Origin of the sequence: Rhodopseudomonas sp. P2A-2r, from assembly GCF_026015985.1 — a bacterium.
In the GTDB taxonomy this organism is placed as follows: Bacteria; Pseudomonadota; Alphaproteobacteria; order Rhizobiales; family Xanthobacteraceae; genus Tardiphaga.
This window is the reverse complement of the sequence record NZ_CP110389.1, coordinates 2,694,916-2,716,014: the sequence shown is the minus strand read 5'-3', so window position 1 is coordinate 2,716,014 and position 21,099 is coordinate 2,694,916. Positions and strand designations below refer to the sequence as shown.

Genomic DNA, 21,099 nt, shown 5'->3' with positions numbered 1-21,099 from the left:
GCACAGCGACGCGTCTCGAACCATGAGGAAAGCTCAGCTCTTCACCAGCACCGGGCCGGTGCCCATCGGGCGCTCGTTCTCGGCGAGAATGCCGAGGCGTTTTGCCACTTCGGTGTACGCTTCCAGCACGCCGCCGAGATCCCGGCGAAAGCGGTCCTTGTCGAGCTTCTCGTTCGACTTGATGTCCCACAACCGGCAGGAATCCGGCGAGATCTCGTCGGCGACGATGATGCGCATCATGTCGTTCTCGAACAGCCGGCCGCACTCCATCTTGAAGTCGACGAGGCGGATGCCGATGCCCAGGAACAGCCCGGTGAGGAAGTCGTTGACGCGGATGGCCAGCGCCATGATGTCATCGATTTCCTGCGGCGTGGCCCAGCCGAACGCGGTGATGTGCTCTTCCGAGACCATCGGGTCGTTGAGCTGGTCGTTCTTGTAATAGAACTCGATGATCGAGCGCGGCAGCTGGGTGCCTTCCTCGATGCCGAGGCGCTGCGACAGCGATCCCGCGGCCACGTTCCGCACCACCACTTCCAGCGGCACGATCTCGACTTCGCGAATCAATTGCTCGCGCATGTTGAGGCGGCGGATGAAGTGGGTGGGCACCCCGATGTCGTTCAGATGCTGAAACAGGTATTCCGAGATCCGGTTGTTGAGGACACCCTTGCCCTCGATGATCTGGTGCTTCTTCGCGTTGAACGCGGTCGCATCGTCCTTGAAGTGCTGAATCAGGGTTCCGGGCTCCGGTCCTTCATAAAGAACCTTGGCCTTGCCTTCATAAATGCGACGTCGACGGCTCATGGGGATGTACCGTGTGTTGTTGAAATCCATGGGATAGGTATGCTCCGCGAATGACAGGTGCGACCCACGACGGAGCTGCCGTGTAGCCAGGTACGGGAGGAAACAGAACGAGAACCCGGCCTTTGGGCAACCTAGCCGATTGACATGACAAGCACAATCGATCCGGTCCCGTTGGGTTAAGTTTTACCCCGTCCCTGCGACCTTCGGACCGTTGTTTCATCGGCCCTTGGTGGTTATCTAGGGTTCCTGGCCGGGACCACAACCGCGCCTTCATCACCTTCCAGGCATCGACAGAGCCACCATCCGGAGCCCCGAATCATGACCACTTTTGACAAGCGCGAAGACGGCTTCGAGCGGAAATTTGCCCTCGACGAGGAGCAGAAGTTCAAGGCCGAGGCGCGCCGCAACAAGCTGCTCGGCCTGTGGGTCGCCGAACAGCTCGGCATCACCGGCGACGCCGCCGCTGCCTATGCCAAGGACGTCGTCGCCGCCGATTTCGAGGAAGCCGGCGACGCCGACGTGGTGCGCAAGGTGCTGGCCGACCTCACCGCAAAGGGCGTCGCCCTCACCGAGCCGCAGCTGCGCGTCAAGATGGACGAATTCTTCGCCCAGGCGGTGATGCAGGTGAAGGCCGGGACGTAAGGCGCGGTTTGCTTACCCTCCCCGAAGCACAGCGAAGCTGTGCGTGGCGGGGAGGGTCGGCGAACGAAGTGAGCCGGGGTGGGGGCGGCACCACGCTCAGGAGAGTTTGTGGCGCCCCCACCCGGCACATCTTTCGCTTCGCTCACGATGTGCCACCCTCCCCGCCCGCGCGGCTGCGCCGCGCCAGGGGAGGGTAAGCAAGCGCCCCTACCGCCAGCCCAGCCCCGGCGCGACGTGCGTCAAAATCGCCTCGATCGCATGGGCGTTGTAGTCGACGCCGAGCTGATTGGGCACCGTCAGCAGCAGCGTGTCGGCCTCGGCGATGGCTTCGTCCTCCGCCAGCTGCTTGATCAGCACGTCCGGCTCCGCCGCATAGCTGCGGCCGAAGATCGCGCGCTCGGTGCCGCCGAGATAGCCGACCTTGTCGCTGTCCTTGCCGTCGCGGCCGAAATAGGCGCGGTCCATGTCATTCATGAGCGCAAAGATGCTGCGCGACACCGACACCCGCGGCGCCCGCGCATGCCCGGCCTCTGTCCAGGCCGCCTTGAACAGCCGGATCTGCTCGGCCTGCTGGACATGAAACGGCTTGCCGCTCTCGTCGATCTTCAGCGTCGAGCTCTGCAGGTTCATGCCGAGTTTGGCTGCCCACTGCGCGGTGGCATTGGTCGAGGCGCCCCACCAGATGCGCTCGCGCAGCCCTTCGGAGAACGGCTCGAGCCGCAGCAACCCGGGCGGATTGGGAAACATCGGCGAAGGATTGGGCTGGGCAAATCCCTTGCCCCTTATCACATCGAGAAACACCTCGGTGTGGTGCCGCGCCATGTCGGCATCGGTCTGGCCTTCCGGCGGCGCATAGCCGAAATGCCGGTAGCCCTCGATCACCTGCTCCGGCGAGCCCCGGCTGATGCCGAGCTGCAGCCGGCCGCGCGCGATCAGATCGGCACTGCCTGCATCCTCCGCCATGTACAGCGGGTTTTCGTAGCGCATGTCGATCACGCCGGTGCCGATCTCGATCTTTGAGGTGCGCGCACCGACCGCGGCCAGCAGCGGAAACGGCGAGGCCAGCTGCCGGGCAAAATGATGCACGCGAAAATACGCCCCGTCGGCGCCGAGCTGCTCGGCCGCGACCGCCAGATCGATGGATTGCAGCAGCGCGTCGGACGCCGACCGCACGAGCGATTGCGACGACGGCGTCCAGTGGCCGAAGGAGAGAAAGCCGATGTGTTTCATGTGGGGGGACTCGGGGGATGGGATGCGGCGGGTTCGTGCTCCCTATCTAGGCCTGTATTCCCCTGGCAACAGGGGCAGTCGCGGAAACCCAGGGTTTCCAATCGCAGGATCGTTGGCGGCGCCTTGACGAGCGCCACTCAAGGGCGGATCCCTAGCAAATAGGCCGCATCAGCGCATGCTGATATGCGGGAGCGTCATTGGCAACAAGACCCGCGTGTCGCTCCGCTCGCGCGGGCTACGCTCGCTTCAAGAGACACCCCCGTTCTACGCTTCGGCCCGCCCTCCCCATGGCTCCCCAATGCGCTATACTGCACCATGTCCCGTGCCACGCGCCTCCTCAGCCTGATCCAGGCGCTCCGCCGCCGCCGCCGTCCGGTGACGGCGGCAGTGCTGGCCGTGGAACTCGAGGTCTCCGAGCGCACCATCTACCGCGACATCGCCACCCTGATGGCGCAGGGCGCGCCGATCGAGGGCGCCGCCGGCCTCGGCTATGTGCTGCATCCCGGCTTCGTGCTGCCGCCACTGATGTTCGTCGAGGACGAGATCGACGCGCTGGTGCTGGGGCTGCGCATGGTGACGCAGCGCGGCGACCGCGCGTTGCGCGCCGCCGCCGCCGATGCGCTAGCGAAGATCTCCGGCGTGCTGCCGGCGGAGCTGCGTGCCCGCGCCGAGGCCAGCGCCCTGCTCGCCGGGCCCAGCGCCACCGCGCCGGCCGTCGCCGTGGACGTCGCCGCGCTGCGCCAGGCCATCGTGCGCGAACGGCGGCTGGCCATCGACTATGTCGATGCCAGCGGCGCCCGCACCGCGCGCACGGTATGGCCGCTGGCGCTCGGCTTCTTCGACCACGCGCAGGTGCTGGTGGCGTGGTGCGAGCGGCAGAACGATTTCCGCCATTTCCGCATCGACCGGCTGGCCTCGGTCACCCCCGGCGAACGCTACGGCCGGCGGCGGCGCACGCTGCTGGCCGAGTGGCGCGCGCGCCACGCCATCCCCGAGCAGATCTGAGCCTGTGCGCTGCTGACAGAAACTGTCAGCGCCGGAGCGCACACGGTGGCCGCCGCACCCCGCGGCGTTACAGGACCGAACAGATGCTCACACCCGCCTTCACCCTGCTCTATGTCGACAGCCCCAAAGCCAGCGCCGGCTTCTACGCCACCCTGCTCGGCCGCGCGCCGGTCGAGACCTCCGACACTTTCGTGATGTTCGTCGGCGACACCGGCCCGATCCTGGCGCTGTGGGCGCGCCATGCCGTGTTGCCCGCCGCCACGCCTGTGGGCGGCATTGAGATCGTGTTCGCGCTGGAGAGCCGCGCCGCAGTCGAGGCCTGCTACGCCGACTGGACCTCGCGCGGCCTGCCCATGGTGCAGGATCTGACCACGCTGGATTTCGGCCGCACCTTTGTCGCCGCCGATCCCGACGGCCACCGCCTGCGCGTCTGCGCCCCGGACCGCGATTAGGCGCGGCGCCCTCCATGCCGGACCGTTGACCATCGCCATCTCCGGGAAGCGATCGATCAATGGGCCGGTGGGCAGCATCGACTTCACCGGATGGTGATGGCGCCGACGCATTCCCGATCGGCGCGTTGCGCTCCACCATGACCTGAATAGCGCGACGGCAACATCAAGTCGCATTCACCGAACCGGGAGCGCTGTTCACGGCCTGATCGACGGACTGTGACGGAACGCGACTCCGTTCACGTCATTGTCTGGCGGGGATAACCAACGGAGTTTCAAATGAACACGAAGACGAAGACGATGATCATCGCGACTGCACTTGCCACCATGATATCCGGCGCCGCTCTTGCGCAGGCCAATCCGAATGCGCCGCAGCCGAGTTCGGACGGTCTTGGCGTCAATATTCCCGGCACCACCTCGACCGGCGTCGCCGTCGACCGCCCTGATTCCAACCAGCCGCGGGAAGACGCAAGAATGCAGCGCGGGATCCTCTATCAGAGCCCGTCTGACTATGGCACCGCCGGCATGTCCAACCGCGGCCCCTACGACGGCGGCATGTCCAGGTAACGGCAACACAAATCCGCCGCGCCATCGCGGCGCGGCGGATTTTTCACGACTCGTGGCGGGAGAGATTCGAGCTCGCCGAGCGGCGTGACGTCACGGCGCGCCGTGGCGACGGCGCGCGCCTACTCCTCCTTGAAGCCGTATTCCTGGTTGTTGCCGGTGGCGCCGTAATATTTGTACGGCAGGAACTTGCCTGACATGGTGATCTGCACGCGGTCGCCCTTGGGATTGGCGACGCGGTTCATCACCATGTCGAAGTCGATCGCCGACATGATGCCGTCGCCGAATTCCTCCTCGATCAGCACCTTCCACGCCGGGCCGTTGACCATCACCATCTCGTAGAAGCGATAGATCAGCGGATCGGTCGGCGGCATCTGCACGTTCTCGGCGCGCATCGGCACCTCGTTGAGCATGGCGATCTCGCTCTTGCTGAGACCGAACAGCTCGCCGGCGGCGGCGGCCTGCGGTTTTGTCAATTTCATGTTGCCGAGAATGGCCCCGACGATCAGCACCTCGGAATGGCCGCCGATCTTCTCGCAGATGTACTTCCAGCTCCATGCATTGTCGCGCTTGATGTCGAGCAGTTTTTCGGTGAGGTCGGAACGGATCATGGGTCTCTCCTATGATTGTTAGCGGGCGATGCTGTGAGCGGGCGGCACCAGCGCAGGCTCGGCCAACGCCGGCCGCACCACCGGCACGCGGCGCGGGTCGAAGTCCGGCGTGGTCTGGGTGAAGGTCTTGCTGCGGGTCACCAGGAAATCGATGATGTGATTGCGCAGCCCGTAGTAGTGCGGGTGCTTGTGCAGATCGAGCCGCGAGCGGTCCTTCGGCAGCGGATTCTCGACCACTTCGGCCAGCACCGCACCGGGGCCGTTGGTCATCAGAAAAATCTTGTCGGCGAGATACATCGCTTCGTCGACATCGTGGGTGATCATGAAGGTGGTCTGGCCGGTGTCGGTGCACACGCGGCGAACTTCATCCTGCAGCGTGCCGCGGGTCAGCGCGTCCAGCGCCGAGAACGGCTCGTCCATCAGCATGATCTTTGGCGTGATCGACAGCGCACGGGCGATGCCGACGCGCTGCTTCATGCCGCCGGACAGTTCGGAGGGCCGCTTGTGCTCGCTGCCGGTGAGACCGACCAGATCGATGAAGGTCTGCGCGTGGGCCTTGACCTTGGCCTTATCCCAGCCGCGCCACTTCGAGGTTACAGCATAAGCGACATTGCCCATCACCGTGCGCCATGGCAGCAGCGCGTGGCTCTGGAAGATCACCGCGCGATCGAGCGAGGTGCCCGAGATCTCCTGGCCGTCGACGATCACCGTGCCGGCGCTGGGTTCATCCAGCCCGGCGAGGATGTTGAGCACCGTGGTCTTGCCGCAACCGGAATGCCCGATCACACAGCCGAACTCACCCCGCGGCACCGACAGCCACAGATTCTCGAACACCGCCGTACTGCCGCCACCCGCCGCCGGATAGCGTTTCGAAATGCCCTCGATGGAAATGAATTTATCGGTCATGTGCTGCATCACTCCGGAAAGGTGACCATGCGGGTGAAGCGCGCTAATATCTGATCGAGCAGCATGCCGATCACGCCGATCATCAGGATCGCAATGATCACATTCGTGATCGATAAATTATTCCATTCGTTCCAGACGAAGTAACCAATCCCCGTTCCGCCGACCAGCATTTCGGCGGCGACGATCACCAGCCAGGCGATGCCGATCGAGATCCGCATGCCGGTGAGGATGGTCGGCGCGGCGGCCGGCAGGATGATTGTGAAGGCGCGGCGTAGACTGCCCACTTCCAGCGTACGCGCGACGTTGATCCATTCGCGACGCACGGCGGCGACACCGAAGGCGGTGTTGAGCAGCATCGGCCATACCGAGCAGATGAAGATCACGAAGATGGCCGACAGGCTGGAATCCTTGATGGTGTAGAGCGCCAGCGGCATCCACGCCAGCGGCGAGATCGGCTTCAGGATCTGGATGAAAGGATCCAGCGCCTTGCTCATCAGCGGCGACATGCCGATCAGGAAGCCGAGCGGGATCGCCACGATCACCGCGAGGAAATAGCCGAGCCCGACCCGGCCGATGGAGTAAGCGAGCTGGATGCCGAGGCCCTTGTCGTTGGGACCGTTGTCGTAGAACGGATGCTTGAGGTGCTCCCACAATTTGGCACCGACATCGAGCGGCCCGGGCATCGCCGATTTGCCGGCGGTGGCGGTGAGCCCCATCAGTTTTGCGTATTCCGGCGACATCGTCGCAGCAGTGCCGGTGCCACGCGTCGCGAGGTGCCAGACACCGAGGAACGCCGCGAGGATGACAAGCGACACGATCGCCGCGCGAAAGCGGAGGGAGAAGGTCATGGCGTTGCGGTCCGTGTCCCGGGCGCGGTGCAGTACGTCGCGCAGCGACGTGATGCGCCGCAGACCCGGGACCCATGCGTTGCGCGATGCATGAATGGATCCCGGATCTGCGAAGCAGCACACCGCACTTCGTGCGCTGCGCCGCATCGCGTCCGGGACACGAGACTGTTCATCACGTCGCCTTCTTGATCTTGAAGCTCGCCAGATATTCCTTCGGCTTCTCCGGATCGAAGGTCTTGCCCATCACCTGGAACGATTTGTAGGCGCTCGCCGGCGGCGTCAGGCCCATTTCCTTCATCACCTTTCCGGTGTCGGCGGCGAGGAACACCTGTTCGGCCACGCCCTTGTAGTCGACGTCGCCCTTGATCTGGCCCCACCGCTGCATCTGCGTCATCATCCACACAGCGAACGACTGCCACGGGAACGGATCGAAATCGACGCGCTTGGGATCCACCTTGATGCCTCCGAGGCCGTCGGCATAGGTCCCGGTCAGCACCTGCTCCAGCACCACCGGCGGCGCGTTGAGATAGGCCGCGGGCGCGATGGCCTCGGCGATCGACTTGCGGTTCTCGGCCTTCGAGGCATAGGCGGTGGCGTCGACAATGGCGCGGGTCAATGCTGCGAACGAGTTCGGCGACGTCGTGATGAATTCGCGGCTGGCGGCGAAGCTGCAGCACGGATGACCGTCCCAGATTTCCTTGGACAGCAGGTGCATGAAGCCGACGCCGTCATAGATCGCGCGCTGGCAGATATTGTCGGGCGCCAGGAAGCCGTCGATATTGTCGGCGCGGAGGTTGGCGACCATCTCCGGCGGCGGCACCGAGCGGATCTGGATGTCGGTGTCGGGGTCGATGCCGTGCTCGGCGAGATAGTAGCGCAGCAGGTAGTTGTGCATCGAGTAGTCGAAGGGGACAGCGAGCTTGAAACCCTTCCAGTCCTTGGGGTCGCGCTTGTCCTTGTGCTTCATGGCCAGCGTGATGCCCTGGCCATTGATGTTCTCGATCGCCGGCACGGTATAGGGGATCGGCTGCGAGCCGAGCCCCAGCGAGATCGCGATCGGCATCGGTGCCAGCATATGCGCGGCGTCATATTCCTTGTTGATGGTCTTGTCGCGGATCACGGCCCAGCCCGCGGTCTTCACCACATCCACCTTGAGGCCCTGCTTGGCGTAGAAGCCGAGCGGGTCGGCCATGATGATCGGCGTGGCGCAGGTGATCGGGATGAAGCCGACCTTGAGATCGGTCTTCTCCAGCTTGCCCACGCCTTGTGCGAACACTTCGGTGGCCATCTTGATCGGGAAGAACTGCGAGAGCACGCCGAGTGCGGCGGAGGCGCCGACCGATTTCAGGAAGGCGCGCCGCGCCACCTCTTTCGGAAACACCGCGCGCATCACCGCGGAGGCGACCACGCCCTCATAACGCTTGGCCTCATCCTCGGGCGCTGCGCAAGCGAGCTGCAGGCTGGCGTCATGCTCGGCGCCGCTGGCATGCTGGCCGCACGGGCAGCCGGAGCGCAGACGGCGAGCGGGATCGAACGGATTGTCGAACGTGGACATGGGACCTCCTGCGTGGCGTTGGCTATCGCTACGCAAGGAGTGTGCCAGCGCCGGCGCCGCGCAGAAGTCGCATTGCCGCAACGTCGGAAGCGCAAATTGCCGATTACGAAAATTCGTGATATCCGATATTTCGTAACCGGATCACGATTTTTCGGAGTTGGCCGCGATGGATTCCCAGCCTTATCAGCTCGCCTCCCGCGACGCCGACCTGCGCACCGTCAGCTTCGACTACGCCGTCGAGCCGACCCTGCTGCTCGATCCCGACGCCGACCAGATCGTCGATGCCAATCCGGCGGCCTGCGCCCTGCTCGGCTATGACCGCGTGCTGCTGCGGCAGACCAGGATCAGCGCGCTGCATCCGGGCCAGGTGCCGGCGCTGATCGTGTTCACCCAGGCGGTGCTCGACAAGGGCGCCTGGTGGACGCCGACGCTGACGCCGCGCCACGCCACCGGCGAGACGCTGCGGCTGGAATATGCCGGCTCTGCGGTGCCGCAGGGCGAGCGCGCGCTGCTGCTGCTGACCATGAGCGACCTCGACGCGCGGCGCCGCCGCGGCGTCGATGGCGCCGCCGAGGATCACATGCGCAGCGGACTCGCCGCCTGGCAGCGCGTCGAGCGCGTGTTCCAGGATATTGAGAGGGAAAACCAGTTGATCCTGCGCGCCGCGGGCGAAGGCATTTATGGCGTCAATGCCGAGGGCAAGACCACCTTCGTCAATCCCGCTGCCGAGCGCATGCTCGGCTGGAGCGCGGAAGAGCTGGTGGGCAAGGCCATTCACCCGATCATGCACCACAGCCATGCCGACGGCAGCCATTACCCCGATCACGACTGCCCGATCTATGCCGCGTTCCGCGACGGCGCCGTGCACAATGTCGACAACGAGGTGTTCTGGCGCAAGGACGGCAGCAAGGTCTGGGTCGAATACACCTCCACGCCGATCCGCGACCGCAGCATGGTGATCGGCGCGGTGATCGTATTTCGCGACGTCAGCGCGCGCCGCGCCGCCGACGAGAAGCTGCACGCTGCGCTCGCCGAAGTCGACCGGTTGCGCGAACGGCTGGAGCTGGAGAACGCCTATCTGCAGGAGGAAATCCGCATCGAGACCAATCCGCGCGGCATCATAGGGCAGAGCCAGGCTATCCAGCAGACCTTGCGCCAGGTCAAGCTGGTGGCGCCGACCACAGCCGCGGTGATGATCACCGGCGAGTCCGGCACCGGCAAGGAGTTGATCGCCCGCGCGATTCATGAGGCCAGCGCGCGCCGCGACCGGCCGCTGATCCGGGTCAATTGTGCGGCTATCCCGCGCGAACTGTTCGAGAGCGAATTCTTCGGCCATGTGCGCGGCGCCTTCACCGGCGCGGTGCGCGACCGCATCGGCCGCTTCGAGCTCGCCTCCGGCGGCACGCTGTTTCTCGACGAGGTCGGCGAGATCCCGCTGGAGCTGCAGGGCAAGCTGCTGCGCGTGCTGCAGGAGGGCAATTTCGAACGCGTCGGCGAGGAACGCACCCGCGCCGTCGACGTCCGCGTCATCGCCGCCACCAACCGCAACCTCAAGCAGGAAGTGGCGCGCGGAAAATTTCGCGAGGACCTGTATTTCCGGCTCAACGTGTTTCCGGTGGAGTCGGTGCCGCTGCGCGAGCGCCGCGAGGACATTCCGCTGCTCGCGCAGCACTTCCTGATGAGCGAGAAATTGCGATCCGACTTGCGTCTCTCGGAGGGCGATGCGCGAAAACTCGCGCGCTACGACTGGCCGGGCAATGTCCGCGAACTACAGAACGTCATCGAGCGCGCGGTGATCCTGGCGCAGAACGGCCGGCTGCGCATCGACCTGCCGGACGCGCCGGGCCCGCATGTGGCGGCGGCTTCGCCCGGCCGCGCCAGGGCCGACGCCAGACCGGCGGTGATGACCTCGGCGGAATTGCGCGACCTCGAGCGCAGCAACATCCAGGCGGCGCTCCTCGCCTGCAACGGCAAGGTGTTCGGCCCCGGCGGCGCCGCCGAACTGCTCGACCTCAAGCCGACCACGCTGGCGTCGCGCATGAAGGTGTTGGGCATTGCGGGTGCGCGTTCCGGACAGGCGGCTGGCTGACCGCGATCCGCAGGGCCGGCGCCCGGTTCTGTGGCCGCAGGCGCACCACATCCCGTAGTCTTACGATCTTGCGGTTATTCGCTGCACGCGGGATTCTGGTCGGCATGAAAGCCTGAGAGTCGCAACGCGCGCTTGATGCCAATTTCCGGCGTCTTCGTGCAGAGCAGGCGCCTCGCGGAATCGACATCGGACAGCGACGTCCGCGATCACGACGAAACTTTCATATCATTGATAGCAGGAGGCCCATTGTGAAATCACCCGTGGAAAAACGTTCCGTCGTCGTCGGCGGCCACAAGACCAGCGTCAGCCTTGAGGCTGCGTTCTGGAGCGGCATGAAGGAAATCGCGTCCAGTCGCAAAGCCACTCTGTCAGAGCTGGTCGGCGGCATCGATGCCAATCGCAGCCAGGGCAATCTCTCGTCCGCGATCCGGCTGTTCGTGCTCGATCACTATCGGAACCTCGGCGCCATCGCGGCGGTCGACGCCGCGCAGTCCCGATCGTTCGACGCGGCCCGCATCAGCTCATAGACCCGCGACGGACCGCCGGGCGCGGAGACCGCGTTGTCCGCTAACAGCGCGGTCAGCGCGGCGCGCGCCGGGGCCCACGCCACGCGGCTCCGGGCACGTCGGGATCGCCCCGGCTCCCGCTTGCATTTTCCCGTAATAGGTATATATTCCTTAGTTGATTGGACCGCGCTTTAACGGGAGTCAGCATGCCCTATCCTCTCGTTCCGCTCTTTGCCCCGCAATTTCGCGTCGTCGACTCCTCCGTGGTCCGGCTGACGCCGGGCCCGATCGAGGACGGACCGCCGCCGGTGGCAGGCGGCCGCCCCAAGGGCTGCAAGCGGCTGCACACCAATGCCACGGTCGCCCTGGCGCGCCGGCTGATCGAAGAGACCACGCTGAGCTACAAGCAGATTGCGGCCAGGACCGGCGCCACCCATAGCACCGTCGGGCGCTGGGCCCGCGAGGGCGGCTGGCAGCGTCACCCGTTTGCGCCGCGCGCCTCCGACACGATACCGACCGCCCGCGCCGGCCGCAGGCTGAAGCTGCGCATGCTGGGGCAGAGGCTGCATCAGCTCGCCGAGCGTTGCGTCGGCGAGTTGTGGAGCAGCGAGACGGTCGATCTCGACCGGCTGCTGCAGGCCATGCAGGTGCTGAAAATGGCGCGGCTGGAATATATGGGCAACCGCCGCCCGCGCCGCGGCCCCGATCCGACGCCGCGCACCGGGCAATACTGGATCGACCGCGACACCGCGATCAAGAAGGCGCTGAAGGAGAAGCCACCTAAGTATTGCTCTACTGGAATGTGCCATAGCTATAGCAGTCTGCTGAAAAACTCCGGCGCCGGGCGTCAAAACCGTGAACAAAACGGAATCTAAAAGAGTCTGGAACGGAATCGAACTGCGGCGGAATTGAGTTTTTCAGCAGACTGATAGAAAACGGCAGCCCAGAACTGCTGCCCGAAACGGTCGAATTAGCGCTAGCTGCAGGCCGCCAATACGACGCTTGGCAACTTCAGGCGCGATGGGCCATCAACCAGCGCGATTGGGCCGAAGCACTTGGATTGCTTTCCAAAATCGAAAGAAAGGATTTCTTTGACTTACAGTTGGAAGGACGCGCTCTTCAAATCAAGAAAGAAGATCCAGATATAGCGCGCGACCCGGCAGCGCTCAAAGAGATTGAAGCCCGACAGCACGAGGTAATGATGACCACATACAAAGCTCCGGGCATTACAAGGGATATCTAGAGAAACGTAGCCAAGTCGAGGCGAACAGCATGGTTCGCACGACTTTGTTAGGAGTGAGCTGCGACTTTCACGCGATCAACCTTCGGATTGCTTGCCAAACAACCCGTTCAGCTCCGCGCCCTTCGCAGCTCCGGCGAACGCAGTGAACGTGCCCTGCTCCGCGATCTCCTTCGCGGCGCCCATGAACCCCGCCCAGGCCGTCCGCGCCAGCGTGCCGCCGACGCTGACGCGGCGGACGCCGAGGGCGGCGAGGCCCTGCACCGTCATCGACGGCTGGACGATCAGCACGTTGACCGGTTTTGGATGCACCGCCCTGACCAGCGCGGCGATGTCGTCGGGGGCAGCAATGCCCGGCGCATAGAGGCAGTCGGCTCCGGCGTCGGCGAAGGCGACCAGGCGCGCGATGGTCCTGGCGAGATCGCGCTCGCCGGTCAAAAATCCTCGCAGCGCGCCACCAGCATGATGGCGGGGTCCGTGGCGTCGATGGCGGCGCGGGCGGCCTTGATGCGTGCAAGGGCCAGGGCGTCCTCATACAGCGGCTGCGCCGGCCGGCCGGTGGAATTCTCGATCGACAGGCCGGCAATGCCGGTCGCCACCGCGCGCGCCACGTTGGCGGCGACGCCGTCGGGATCGTCGGCGAAGCCGGCCTCGAAGTCGGCATTCACAGGCAGGTCGGTGGCCGCACTCAGCGTCGTCAGGTGGTCGATGACGTCGTCGCAGCTGACGTGGTTGTCGGCGCGGCCGGTGGACCAGGCATAGCCGGACGAGGTCGAGGCCAGCGCCTGGAAGCCGGCATGCGCGAGATAGCGCGCGGAGCCGACGTCCCAGGGATTGGGGATCACGAAGCAACCGGCTTCGTGCAGCTTGCGGAAATTGGCGCGCTTCTCGGCGGTGGAGATGGTCATCGACGGCCTCCGGTTTGGCTTTTGCGTCTCGTTGTCGGGCGCGTGTCCCGGGCGCGCTGCAGCGTAGGCGAAGCGAAGCTTCGCTGACAACGCTGCTGCGCAGAACCGGGACCGTCACGAACGCCGGCGCTTGATGCGGTCCCGGTTCTGCGCAGCAGCACGTCGTGCTGCAGCGCGCCCGGGACAAACAAAGGCGCTATGCCTCGCCCGGCATCCCGCCCGCCAGCGCCGTCTCCAGCCGCGCCAGCACCGGGCCGATATCCCTGACGATGTCGTCGGCGGTGACTGCCACCACGCGGTAGTGGCGCGCCTCCAGCCAGGCCTGGCGGGCGGCGCGATCCTGCACGATCACCTCGGTCTCGTCGGCATTGACCAGCTCGATGGCGAAGCGGCGCGGGAACGAGACGAAGTCCGGGATGTGGCGGCCGACCGGGGTCTGGCGCTTGAAGGTGCCGGCGAAGCGGCGGTCGGTGCGCAGGGCTTCCCACAACAGCCGCTCGGCGTCGGTGGGGTTTCGCCGCAACAAGCGGGCGAGACCGCGCACGGTGCCGCTCTCATGCGGCAGCGCGCCCTGGCCGTGCTCGGCCAGCAGGGCGCGCAGTTTTGTCGCCTGCTCGCCGTCGAGCACGCCGCCCTTGGCCGGGCCCTTGCGGCCCTCGGCGATAGCCATCACCACGCCGTGCAAAGTGTGCATGTCCTGCTTGGTCGGCTCCATGCGGGTGAAGATGTTGCGCAGGTTGACCAGCATGGTGTCGCGCTTCTCGGCCGGGCGCAGGAATTCGACGGCGTCGAGCTCGCGCACCAGGTTGTCGAAGAACGCCTGCATCTGGTGCTGCGACGCCGGCTCGGAGCGCTCCGGCATGGCGTAAGGCAGCGCATTGGACGTCGCCAGCTTGAACCATTCATAGCCGCACAGCAGCACGGCCTGGGCGAGATTCAGCGAGGCGAAGGCGGGATTGACCGGGAAGGTGATGATGCGGTTGGCCAGCGCCACTTCCTCGTTCTTCAGGCCATAGCGCTCTCGGCCAAACAGGATGCCGGCGGTGGCGCCGGTTGCTACGTGGGCGACGGTCTCGCGCGCCGCCGCTTCCGGGGCGACCACCGGCTTGGCCTGGTCGTGGGCGCGGGCGGTGGTGGCGAACAGCAGGGTGCAGTCGGCCACCGCGGCTTCCACGGTGTCGAACAGCTCGACCTTGTCGAGGATGTGGTCGGCGCCGGAGGCAGCGCGGCGGGCATGGACGTTGGGCCAGCCGTCGCGCGGCTTGACCAGGCGCAGCCGGGTCAGCCCGAAATTGCCCATGGCGCGCGCGCACATGCCGATGTTCTCGCCGAGCTGCGGCTCGACCAGCACCACCACCGGACCGGTCAGCTCGCTGTGCGCCTTGGTATGGTCGGTGCCTGAACCGGACATGCACTTCACCTTCTGATTCAATGCCTGAAGATGTTGAATCAACCTTCGAAGATTTTGATTCAACGCCTCAGATGGTCGCTGCCTGTTCCTCCATTCCGGGCATTTTATCAAGCAAATTGATAGGGTTGTTCCGGTTCACCGAGATTTCCCCGAATTGGGCCGGCCGGGCCTCACTCGCTGTTTGCTTTCGTTCTTCTTTCGAATAGGAGTCCAAACCACAATCAAAACGAACCCAAAGCCGGACACCCGGCGCGGGCCGAGGAGGATCGACGATGCGTTCACGCTGGACACTGGCAATTGTTGGAGCGGTCTTGATGCTGGCCGGCGGCCTGCTGGCGCACCTGACCCAGACCGCGGGCGGCATCAAGATCCAGGACACCCGCTTCACCGGCGCCAAGGGCAATACGATGAGCGCCCTGCTCTACACGCCGCCGAATGCCACCGCGCAGACGCCCGCCCCCGGCATCCTCGCCGTTCACGGCTACATCAATTCGCGCGAGACCCAGGACGGCTTTGCCATCGAGTTCGCCCGCCGCGGCTATGTGGTGCTGGCCATCGACCAGACCGGCCACGGCTACAGCGACGGCCCGGCCTTCTCGAACGGCTTCGGCGGCCCGGACGGCCTGACCTATCTGCGCAGCCTCGCCAATGTCGACAAGGCGAATATCGGCCTCGAGGGCCACTCCATGGGCGGCTGGACCGTTCTCGCGGCGGCCACCGCCATGCCCGACGCCTACAAGGCCATGGTGCTGGAAGGCTCCTCCACCGGCAAGCCGTTCGCCGCCGACGGCACGCCCACCTGGCCGCGCAACCTCGCGCTGGTGTTCGCGCAATACGAGGAATTTTCGACCCTGATGTGGGGCGTGCCCAACGCCAAGGATGTGGTCTCCAGCCCGAAGCTGTGGGCGCTGTTCGGCGCGTCAGCCAAGGTCGAGCCCGGCAAGGTGTACGGCGACATCCAGGCCGGCACCGCCCGGGTGCTCTACACCCCGGCGATGACCCACCCTGCCGAGCACATTTCGCATGAGGCGATCGGCTACGCGCTGGACTGGTTCGGCAAGACCCTGCAGGGCGGCACGCCGCTTCCCGCGTCCGACCAGATCTGGTTTCGCAAGGAGATCGGCACCGGCATCGCCTTGCTCGGCTTCGTCGCCTTCCTGATCGGCATGTTCGACGGCCTGCTCGAAGCCAGAATGTTCTCGCGGCTGATGCTGCCCGCCCCGGTCGGCGGGGCGGTGGCGACGGAAGCCCCGGTCGACCGCAGCCGCTGGCTGGTCGCGCTGGTGCTGTCGGCGCTGCTGCCGGCGATCACCTACTACCCGGCCTTCTCGCTGGCCGGCGCCTGGCTCAAGCCGCAGCCGTGGCTGCCGCAGGGCGTCACCAACCAGGTCGTGCTGTGGGCGGTGATCAATGCGCTGATCGCGCTGGCCCTGATGCCGCTGGCGCCGAAGCGGGCACGCCGCCATGGCATCGTCGGCCTGTCGATCGGCATCGCGCTGGCGACCCTGGTCGCCGGCTATGCCGCATTGTGGCTGTCCGACCTGATCTTCAAGACCGACTTCCGCTTCTGGATCGTGGCGCTCAAGCTGATGAGCGGCAAGCAGGCGCTGATGGGCCTGATCTACGTGCTGCCGGTGACCGCCTTCTTCGTCATCGCGCTGAACGTCATGCATCGCAATTTCAGCACCCTCAGCGCCGGCCGGAGCGCGGTCTACCTGACCAACGTCGTGGCGCTGGCGGGCGGTTTCGTGGTGCTGCTCGGGGTGCAATATGGCGCGCTGTGGCTGGGCGGCCAGCTGATCGATCCGGCGCCGGCGGTGCTGACCTCCATGGCGCTGAACACCATCGTGGCGATCCAGTTCGTGCCGCTGCTGGCCATCGTGGCCGTCATCGCCACCTTCACCTTCAGGCGCACCGGCTCCAGCCTGCCGGGCGCGCTGATCTGCGCCGGACTGGTGACCTGGTACTTGGTGGCGGGCACCGCGACCCAGGCTGCGTTCTGAGCCAAAAAATGGGCTGAAACTGCATAACGCCTTGGCTTCCGCCAGGGCGGCCGCGGTGCTATAGCCGCCCCATCACCACCCTGCCCCTCCGCAACGCGATAAAGGCCCGATATTTCATGGCAAAAATCAAGGTAAAAATCCCGTCGTCGAACTCGATGGCGACGAGATGACCCGGATCATCTGGAAGTACATCAAGGACAAGCTGATCAACCCCTTCCTTGAGATCGACCTGCAATATTACGACCTCGGGATGGAATACCGCGACAAGACCGACGACCAGGTCACCATCGACGCTGCCAACGCCATCAAGAAGGTCGGCGTCGGCGTCAAGTGCGCGACCATCACCCCGGACGAAGCCCGCGTGAAGGAATTCGGCCTCAAGCAGATGTGGAAGTCGCCGAACGGCACCATCCGCAACATCCTCGGCGGCGTGATCTTCCGCGAGCCGATCATCTGCAAGAACGTGCCGCGCCTGGTCCCCGGCTGGACCAAGCCGATCATCATCGGCCGCCACGCCTTCGGCGACCAGTACCGTGCCACCGATTTCAAGTTCCCCGGCAAGGGCACCCTGACCATGAAGTTCGTCGGCGACGACGGCGAAGTGATCGAGCGCGAAGTGTTCAAGTCGCCCGGCGCAGGCGTGGCGCTGGCCATGTACAACCTCGACGATTCGATCCGCGATTTCGCCCGCGCCTCCCTGAACTACGGCCTGTCGCGCGGCGTGCCGGTGTATCTGTCGACCAAGAACACCATCCTCAAGGTCTATGACGGCCGCTTCAAGGACATCTTCCAGGAGATCTTCGACGCCGAGTTCAAGGACAAGTTCGCCGCCGCCAAGATCACCTACGAGCACCGGCTGATCGACGACATGGTCGCCGCTGCCATGAAGTGGTCCGGCGGCTACGTCTGGGCCTGCAAGAACTACGACGGCGACGTGCAGTCCGACACCGTGGCGCAGGGCTACGGTTCGCTCGGCCTGATGACCTCGGTGCTGCTGACCCCGGACGGTTCGGTGGTGGAAGCCGAAGCCGCCCACGGCACGGTGACGCGTCACTACCGCGAGCACCAGAAGGGCAAGGAGACCTCGACCAACTCGATCGCGTCGATCTTCGCCTGGACCCAGGGCCTCGCGCACCGCGCCAAGCTCGACGACAATGCCGAGCTCGCCAAGTTCGCCAAGACGCTGGAGAAGGTCTGCGTCGAGACCGTCGAGGCCGGCTACATGACCAAGGATCTCGCGCTCCTGGTCGGTGCCGACCAGCGCTGGCTCTCCACCACCGGCTTCCTCGACAAGGTCGCGGAAAACCTCACCAAGGCGATGGCGCCCGCCGCGTAACCTTCGGCCCACGTTGAACGTATGACCAAGTCCGGGCTGCCTCTGGCATCCCGGACTTTTTGTTGGAGCGGCCTTCGCGACGGCGCTCCTTGGCCACGCACTCCGACTGTCATCACCCGCGAAAGCGGGTGATCCAGTATGCGGCAGTGCTGCCGCCAAATCTCGGGCGCCGTGGAATACTGGGTCGCCCGCCTTCGCGGGCAATGACACCGAGCTTGTGGAAGCGACTCCGTCACTTACTAACCCAAGATAGCAAACGCCAAGGTGATCGATGACCGTGCAAAATAACCCCTCCGACGGCAGCAACGATCCCCTGCTCTGGCTCGAGGATATCGAGGGCCCGCGCGCAGTGGCCTGGGTCGAGGCGCAGAACGCCGCCACCGATGCCGCTTTGTGCGACGACGCCTATCGCGCGGATTGCGATGCAGCGCTGGCCATCCTCAATGCCGATGGCCGGATCCCGTTCGTCGCCAGATCCGGCGACCACCTGTACAATTTCTGGAAGGACGCGCAGCATCCGCGCGGGCTGTGGCGCCGGACCACGCTGGAAAGCTATCGCGCCGACGCGCCTGAATGGGATGTGCTGCTCGACATCGACGCGCTGAACGCGGCGGAAGGCATTTCCTGGGCCTTTGCCGGCGCAGCGCGTTCGCCGGACAAGTCGACGGCGCTGATCAGCCTGTCGTTCAACGGTACCGACGCCGTCGAGGTCCGCGAATTCGACATCGCCACGAAGAGTTTTGTCGCCGGCGGCTTTCATCTTCCGAAAGCAAAGTCGCGCGCCAGTTGGCTGGACCAAGATACGCTGCTGTTCGGCAGCGCGTTCGATGCCGAAGATTCCACTGAAGCCGGCTATTCGCGGCTGGTGCGCGAGTGGAGACGTGGCACGCCGCTGCAATCGGCCGAGGTCGTCTTCACGGCCGAGAAGCAGGACGTCGCGGCATGGTTCGGCGTCAACCGCCGCCCCACCCATCAACGTGTGATGTACTGGCGCGCGCTGGATTTCATGCGCTCGCACGTCTTCGTCGAGCAGACCCATGGCCCGTTTGCCGGCCAGCGCATCCAGCTCGATCTGCCGGACCAGATCTCGATCTCCGCCGACGCCTCCGACCTGCTGCTCAGCCCAAAGGAGGACTGGCAGGTCGGCGAGATGACGATCCCCGCCGGCGCGCTGGCCGTGATCGACTTCGATCGCTTCCTGTCGGGCGCGCGCGACTTCGACATCGTGTTTCAGCCTTCGCCGACGCGGGCGCTGCAATCCTTCGTCGAAACCCGCCACGGCCTGATGCTGGAAATCCTCGACAACGTCCGCGGCCGCATCGCGCTGGCGACGCGCACCGATGACGGCTGGATCGAAACCGAGGTGCCGGGCCTGCCGGACAACGCGTCGATCTCCGTGGGCAATTTCGACGGCGAGGACGATCCCGATCTCGGCACCGACGTGCTGTTCACCATCACCGGATTCGACCGCCCGACCACGTTGTGGCTGTGGGACGGCCGCGGCGCGCCGGAACAGCTCAAGCACGCGCCCGAGTCGTTCAATTCCGACGGCATCGAGGTCAAGCAATGCCACGCCGTCGCTGCGGACGGCACGAAGATTCCCTACTTCCTGATCGGCAAGAACCTTGCCGACCCCGGCACGGCGCGCCCGACCATTCTCTACGGCTATGGCGGCTTCGAAGTATCGCTGACGCCGTCCTATCTCGGCATCATCGGCAGACTATGGCTCGAACACGGCAACGTCTACGCGCTGGCGAATATCCGCGGCGGCGGCGAATTCGGCCCCGGCTGGCATCTCGCCGCACTGAAAGAGACAAAACACATTGCCCACGATGACTTTGCCAGCGTCGCGCGCGACCTCGTGGCGTCAGGCGTGACCACCACGGCAAAGCTCGCCTGCCACGGCGGCAGCAATGGCGGCCTGCTGGTCGGCAACATGCTGACGCGCTATCCGGAATTGTTCGGTGCGATCTGGTGCAGCGTGCCGCTGCTCGACATGGCGCGCTACACCAAGCTGCTGGCCGGACAGAGCTGGATCGCCGAATACGGCGATCCGGACATCGCCGAGGAATGGACCTATCTGCAGAAATTCTCGCCCTATCATCTGATCGCGCCGGGCAAGACCTATCCGCCGATCTTCGTCACCACCAATCGCACCGACGACCGCGTCCATCCCGGCCACGCCCGCAAGATGGCCGCGGCGCTGCAGGCACTCGGATACACCGCCTATTTCAACGAGACCGTCGCCGGCGGCCACTCCGGCGCGGTGGACAACACCAAGCAGGCGCAGAGCCAGGCGCTGGGCTTTGCGTTCTTGCGAAAGACCATCGGTGCGGCATGACGCGAGTCACGCGTTCGTTATAACGGGTGGCTCGACAGTCCCGGGAAAAAGAAGGAATTATGCAAGCCCGATGCAGCATGGGTGATCGACGACGGCGTGGAGCGAGGGTGAACATGACCACACGTGGGCGTTCAATTTTTGCCATCACGACCTTGACGCCGCTGAATATGCTCTGGCTCGGTCTTGCAGCCAGCAGCGTCGTTGCCCAGACGGCAATGCCCGATGCTGTCGCCGCGCCAAACGAGACCCAGATCGCCAAATTCCACGCTGAAGGCGCGCAAGTCTACGAGTGCAAGGCAGATAATTCGGGCAAGCTCGCCTGGGCTTTTCGCGAGCCTATCGCCACGCTGATAAGCGATAGCAAGACTGTCGGGCGGCACTATGCCGGACCGACCTGGGAATACAGCGACGGCAGCGCCGTGACCGGCAAGGTCGCCGGCAGTGCGCCGGGAAACACCGCGAAGGACATTCCCTGGCTGAAACTGGACGCCGCCGCCCATCGTGGCAGCGGAATCCTGAGCGGCGTCACGACGGTGCAACGCATTAACACCGTAGGCGGCACGCTTACCGGCGCGTGCGGCACGGCGGGCGCGTTCCAGAGCGAGCCTTATTCGGCAGATTACGTTTTTCTACGCAAGAGCTGACCCGGACTGA

18 protein-coding genes and 2 pseudogenes are annotated in these 21,099 nt (G+C 65.1%); 12 read left to right on the top strand and 8 right to left on the bottom strand.

Annotated features, from left to right (window positions below):
* Nucleotides 1–33: 33 nt before the first annotated feature.
* A complete protein-coding gene (purC, locus tag ONR75_RS12740; RefSeq protein WP_265082914.1) occupies nt 34–801 on the bottom strand; it encodes a phosphoribosylaminoimidazolesuccinocarboxamide synthase in 768 nt (255 codons plus the stop codon).
* A 318-nt stretch (nt 802–1,119) separates the two neighbouring features.
* On the opposite strand from purC, the gene ONR75_RS12735 reads away from it, so the two are divergent.
* Nucleotides 1,120–1,443 carry a DUF1476 domain-containing protein gene (locus ONR75_RS12735; protein ID WP_265082913.1) on the top strand — a complete coding sequence of 108 codons (324 nt, stop codon included), beginning with the start codon at nt 1,120–1,122 and terminating at the stop codon, nt 1,441–1,443.
* 207 nt (nt 1,444–1,650) lie between these two features.
* Here the strand turns inward: ONR75_RS12735 and ONR75_RS12730 are convergent, their stop codons facing one another.
* Nucleotides 1,651–2,673: an LLM class flavin-dependent oxidoreductase gene (locus ONR75_RS12730; RefSeq protein WP_265082912.1), complete on the bottom strand. Its 1,023-nt coding sequence runs from the start codon at nt 2,671–2,673 to the stop codon at nt 1,651–1,653.
* Between the two features lie 315 nt (nt 2,674–2,988).
* On the opposite strand from ONR75_RS12730, the gene ONR75_RS12725 reads away from it, so the two are divergent.
* The 3 genes from ONR75_RS12725 to ONR75_RS12715 all read left to right on the top strand — a co-directional run bounded on the left by ONR75_RS12725 (nt 2,989) and on the right by ONR75_RS12715 (nt 4,694).
* A complete protein-coding gene (locus tag ONR75_RS12725) occupies nt 2,989–3,678 on the top strand; it encodes a helix-turn-helix transcriptional regulator (protein WP_265082911.1) in 690 nt (229 codons plus the stop codon).
* Between the two features lie 83 nt (nt 3,679–3,761).
* Nucleotides 3,762–4,130, top strand: a complete 369-nt coding sequence (locus ONR75_RS12720; RefSeq protein WP_265082910.1) for a VOC family protein — start codon at nt 3,762–3,764, stop codon at nt 4,128–4,130.
* Nucleotides 4,131–4,406: 276 nt separating this feature from the next.
* Nucleotides 4,407–4,694, top strand: coding sequence for a hypothetical protein (locus ONR75_RS12715; RefSeq protein WP_265082909.1), 288 nt, complete (start codon nt 4,407–4,409; stop codon nt 4,692–4,694).
* 119 nt (nt 4,695–4,813) lie between these two features.
* Here the strand turns inward: ONR75_RS12715 and cynS are convergent, their stop codons facing one another.
* From cynS to ONR75_RS12695, 4 genes are all read right to left on the bottom strand, one after another.
* The gene (gene cynS, locus ONR75_RS12710) at nt 4,814–5,302 is read right to left on the bottom strand and encodes a cyanase (protein WP_265082908.1); all 489 of its coding nucleotides are present in this window, start codon (nt 5,300–5,302) and stop codon (nt 4,814–4,816) included.
* 18 nt (nt 5,303–5,320) lie between these two features.
* Nucleotides 5,321–6,208: an ABC transporter ATP-binding protein gene (locus ONR75_RS12705; protein ID WP_265082907.1), complete on the bottom strand. Its 888-nt coding sequence runs from the start codon at nt 6,206–6,208 to the stop codon at nt 5,321–5,323.
* Between the two features lie 8 nt (nt 6,209–6,216).
* A complete protein-coding gene (ntrB, locus tag ONR75_RS12700; RefSeq protein WP_265082906.1) occupies nt 6,217–7,056 on the bottom strand; it encodes a nitrate ABC transporter permease in 840 nt (279 codons plus the stop codon).
* A gap of 172 nt (nt 7,057–7,228) precedes the next feature.
* Complete coding sequence (locus tag ONR75_RS12695) at nt 7,229–8,611, bottom strand: CmpA/NrtA family ABC transporter substrate-binding protein (protein WP_265082905.1); 1,383 nt, start codon at nt 8,609–8,611, stop codon at nt 7,229–7,231.
* 166 nt (nt 8,612–8,777) lie between these two features.
* Here ONR75_RS12695 and ONR75_RS12690 point away from each other — a divergent pair, with 166 nt between their 5' ends.
* The 4 genes from ONR75_RS12690 to ONR75_RS12675 all read left to right on the top strand — a co-directional run bounded on the left by ONR75_RS12690 (nt 8,778) and on the right by ONR75_RS12675 (nt 12,449).
* Entirely contained in the window at nt 8,778–10,700 is a 1,923-nt protein-coding gene (locus ONR75_RS12690) for a sigma 54-interacting transcriptional regulator (RefSeq protein ID WP_265082904.1), read from the top strand.
* Nucleotides 10,701–10,948: 248 nt separating this feature from the next.
* A complete protein-coding gene (locus ONR75_RS12685) occupies nt 10,949–11,227 on the top strand; it encodes a ribbon-helix-helix domain-containing protein (RefSeq protein ID WP_265082903.1) in 279 nt (92 codons plus the stop codon).
* Nucleotides 11,228–11,412: 185 nt separating this feature from the next.
* Nucleotides 11,413–12,081 (top strand): hypothetical protein, encoded by a 669-nt coding sequence (locus ONR75_RS12680; protein WP_265082902.1) that lies wholly within the window; start codon nt 11,413–11,415, stop codon nt 12,079–12,081.
* Nucleotides 12,082–12,266: 185 nt separating this feature from the next.
* Nucleotides 12,267–12,449, top strand: coding sequence for a hypothetical protein (locus tag ONR75_RS12675; protein ID WP_265082901.1), 183 nt, complete (start codon nt 12,267–12,269; stop codon nt 12,447–12,449).
* Between the two features lie 75 nt (nt 12,450–12,524).
* On the opposite strand, the pseudogene ONR75_RS12670 reads toward ONR75_RS12675, so the two are convergent.
* Both ONR75_RS12670 and ONR75_RS12665 read right to left on the bottom strand, forming a co-directional pair.
* Nucleotides 12,525–13,354 (bottom strand): annotated as a pseudogene (locus tag ONR75_RS12670) (isocitrate lyase/PEP mutase family protein).
* 196 nt (nt 13,355–13,550) lie between these two features.
* The gene (locus tag ONR75_RS12665) at nt 13,551–14,765 is read right to left on the bottom strand and encodes a TrmJ/YjtD family RNA methyltransferase (RefSeq protein WP_265082900.1); all 1,215 of its coding nucleotides are present in this window, start codon (nt 14,763–14,765) and stop codon (nt 13,551–13,553) included.
* 272 nt (nt 14,766–15,037) lie between these two features.
* Here ONR75_RS12665 and ONR75_RS12660 point away from each other — a divergent pair, with 272 nt between their 5' ends.
* The 4 genes and pseudogenes from ONR75_RS12660 to ONR75_RS12645 all read left to right on the top strand — a co-directional run bounded on the left by ONR75_RS12660 (nt 15,038) and on the right by ONR75_RS12645 (nt 21,089).
* A complete protein-coding gene (locus tag ONR75_RS12660; protein WP_265082899.1) occupies nt 15,038–16,768 on the top strand; it encodes an alpha/beta hydrolase family protein in 1,731 nt (576 codons plus the stop codon).
* Nucleotides 16,769–16,884: 116 nt separating this feature from the next.
* Nucleotides 16,885–18,104 (top strand): annotated as a pseudogene (locus tag ONR75_RS12655) (NADP-dependent isocitrate dehydrogenase).
* A 271-nt stretch (nt 18,105–18,375) separates the two neighbouring features.
* Nucleotides 18,376–20,445, top strand: a complete 2,070-nt coding sequence (locus tag ONR75_RS12650) for a prolyl oligopeptidase family serine peptidase (protein ID WP_265082897.1) — start codon at nt 18,376–18,378, stop codon at nt 20,443–20,445.
* A gap of 167 nt (nt 20,446–20,612) precedes the next feature.
* A complete protein-coding gene (locus ONR75_RS12645) occupies nt 20,613–21,089 on the top strand; it encodes a DUF3455 domain-containing protein (protein ID WP_265083638.1) in 477 nt (158 codons plus the stop codon).
* The last annotated feature ends 10 nt before the right edge of the window (nt 21,090–21,099 follow it).

Coding starts and splice junctions, on each gene's coding strand:
- purC (WP_265082914.1), bottom strand. CDS start 801: ATGAGCCGTCGACGTCGCATTTATGAAGGCAAGGCCAAGGTTCTTTAT.
- ONR75_RS12735 (WP_265082913.1), top strand. CDS start 1,120: ATGACCACTTTTGACAAGCGCGAAGACGGCTTCGAGCGGAAATTTGCC.
- ONR75_RS12730 (WP_265082912.1), bottom strand. CDS start 2,673: ATGAAACACATCGGCTTTCTCTCCTTCGGCCACTGGACGCCGTCGTCG.
- ONR75_RS12725 (WP_265082911.1), top strand. CDS start 2,989: ATGTCCCGTGCCACGCGCCTCCTCAGCCTGATCCAGGCGCTCCGCCGC.
- ONR75_RS12720 (WP_265082910.1), top strand. CDS start 3,762: ATGCTCACACCCGCCTTCACCCTGCTCTATGTCGACAGCCCCAAAGCC.
- ONR75_RS12715 (WP_265082909.1), top strand. CDS start 4,407: ATGAACACGAAGACGAAGACGATGATCATCGCGACTGCACTTGCCACC.
- cynS (WP_265082908.1), bottom strand. CDS start 5,302: ATGATCCGTTCCGACCTCACCGAAAAACTGCTCGACATCAAGCGCGAC.
- ONR75_RS12705 (WP_265082907.1), bottom strand. CDS start 6,208: ATGACCGATAAATTCATTTCCATCGAGGGCATTTCGAAACGCTATCCG.
- ntrB (WP_265082906.1), bottom strand. CDS start 7,056: ATGACCTTCTCCCTCCGCTTTCGCGCGGCGATCGTGTCGCTTGTCATC.
- ONR75_RS12695 (WP_265082905.1), bottom strand. CDS start 8,611: ATGTCCACGTTCGACAATCCGTTCGATCCCGCTCGCCGTCTGCGCTCC.
- ONR75_RS12690 (WP_265082904.1), top strand. CDS start 8,778: ATGGATTCCCAGCCTTATCAGCTCGCCTCCCGCGACGCCGACCTGCGC.
- ONR75_RS12680 (WP_265082902.1), top strand. CDS start 11,413: ATGCCCTATCCTCTCGTTCCGCTCTTTGCCCCGCAATTTCGCGTCGTC.
- ONR75_RS12665 (WP_265082900.1), bottom strand. CDS start 14,765: ATGTCCGGTTCAGGCACCGACCATACCAAGGCGCACAGCGAGCTGACC.
- ONR75_RS12660 (WP_265082899.1), top strand. CDS start 15,038: ATGCGTTCACGCTGGACACTGGCAATTGTTGGAGCGGTCTTGATGCTG.
- ONR75_RS12650 (WP_265082897.1), top strand. CDS start 18,376: ATGACCGTGCAAAATAACCCCTCCGACGGCAGCAACGATCCCCTGCTC.
- ONR75_RS12645 (WP_265083638.1), top strand. CDS start 20,613: ATGCTCTGGCTCGGTCTTGCAGCCAGCAGCGTCGTTGCCCAGACGGCA.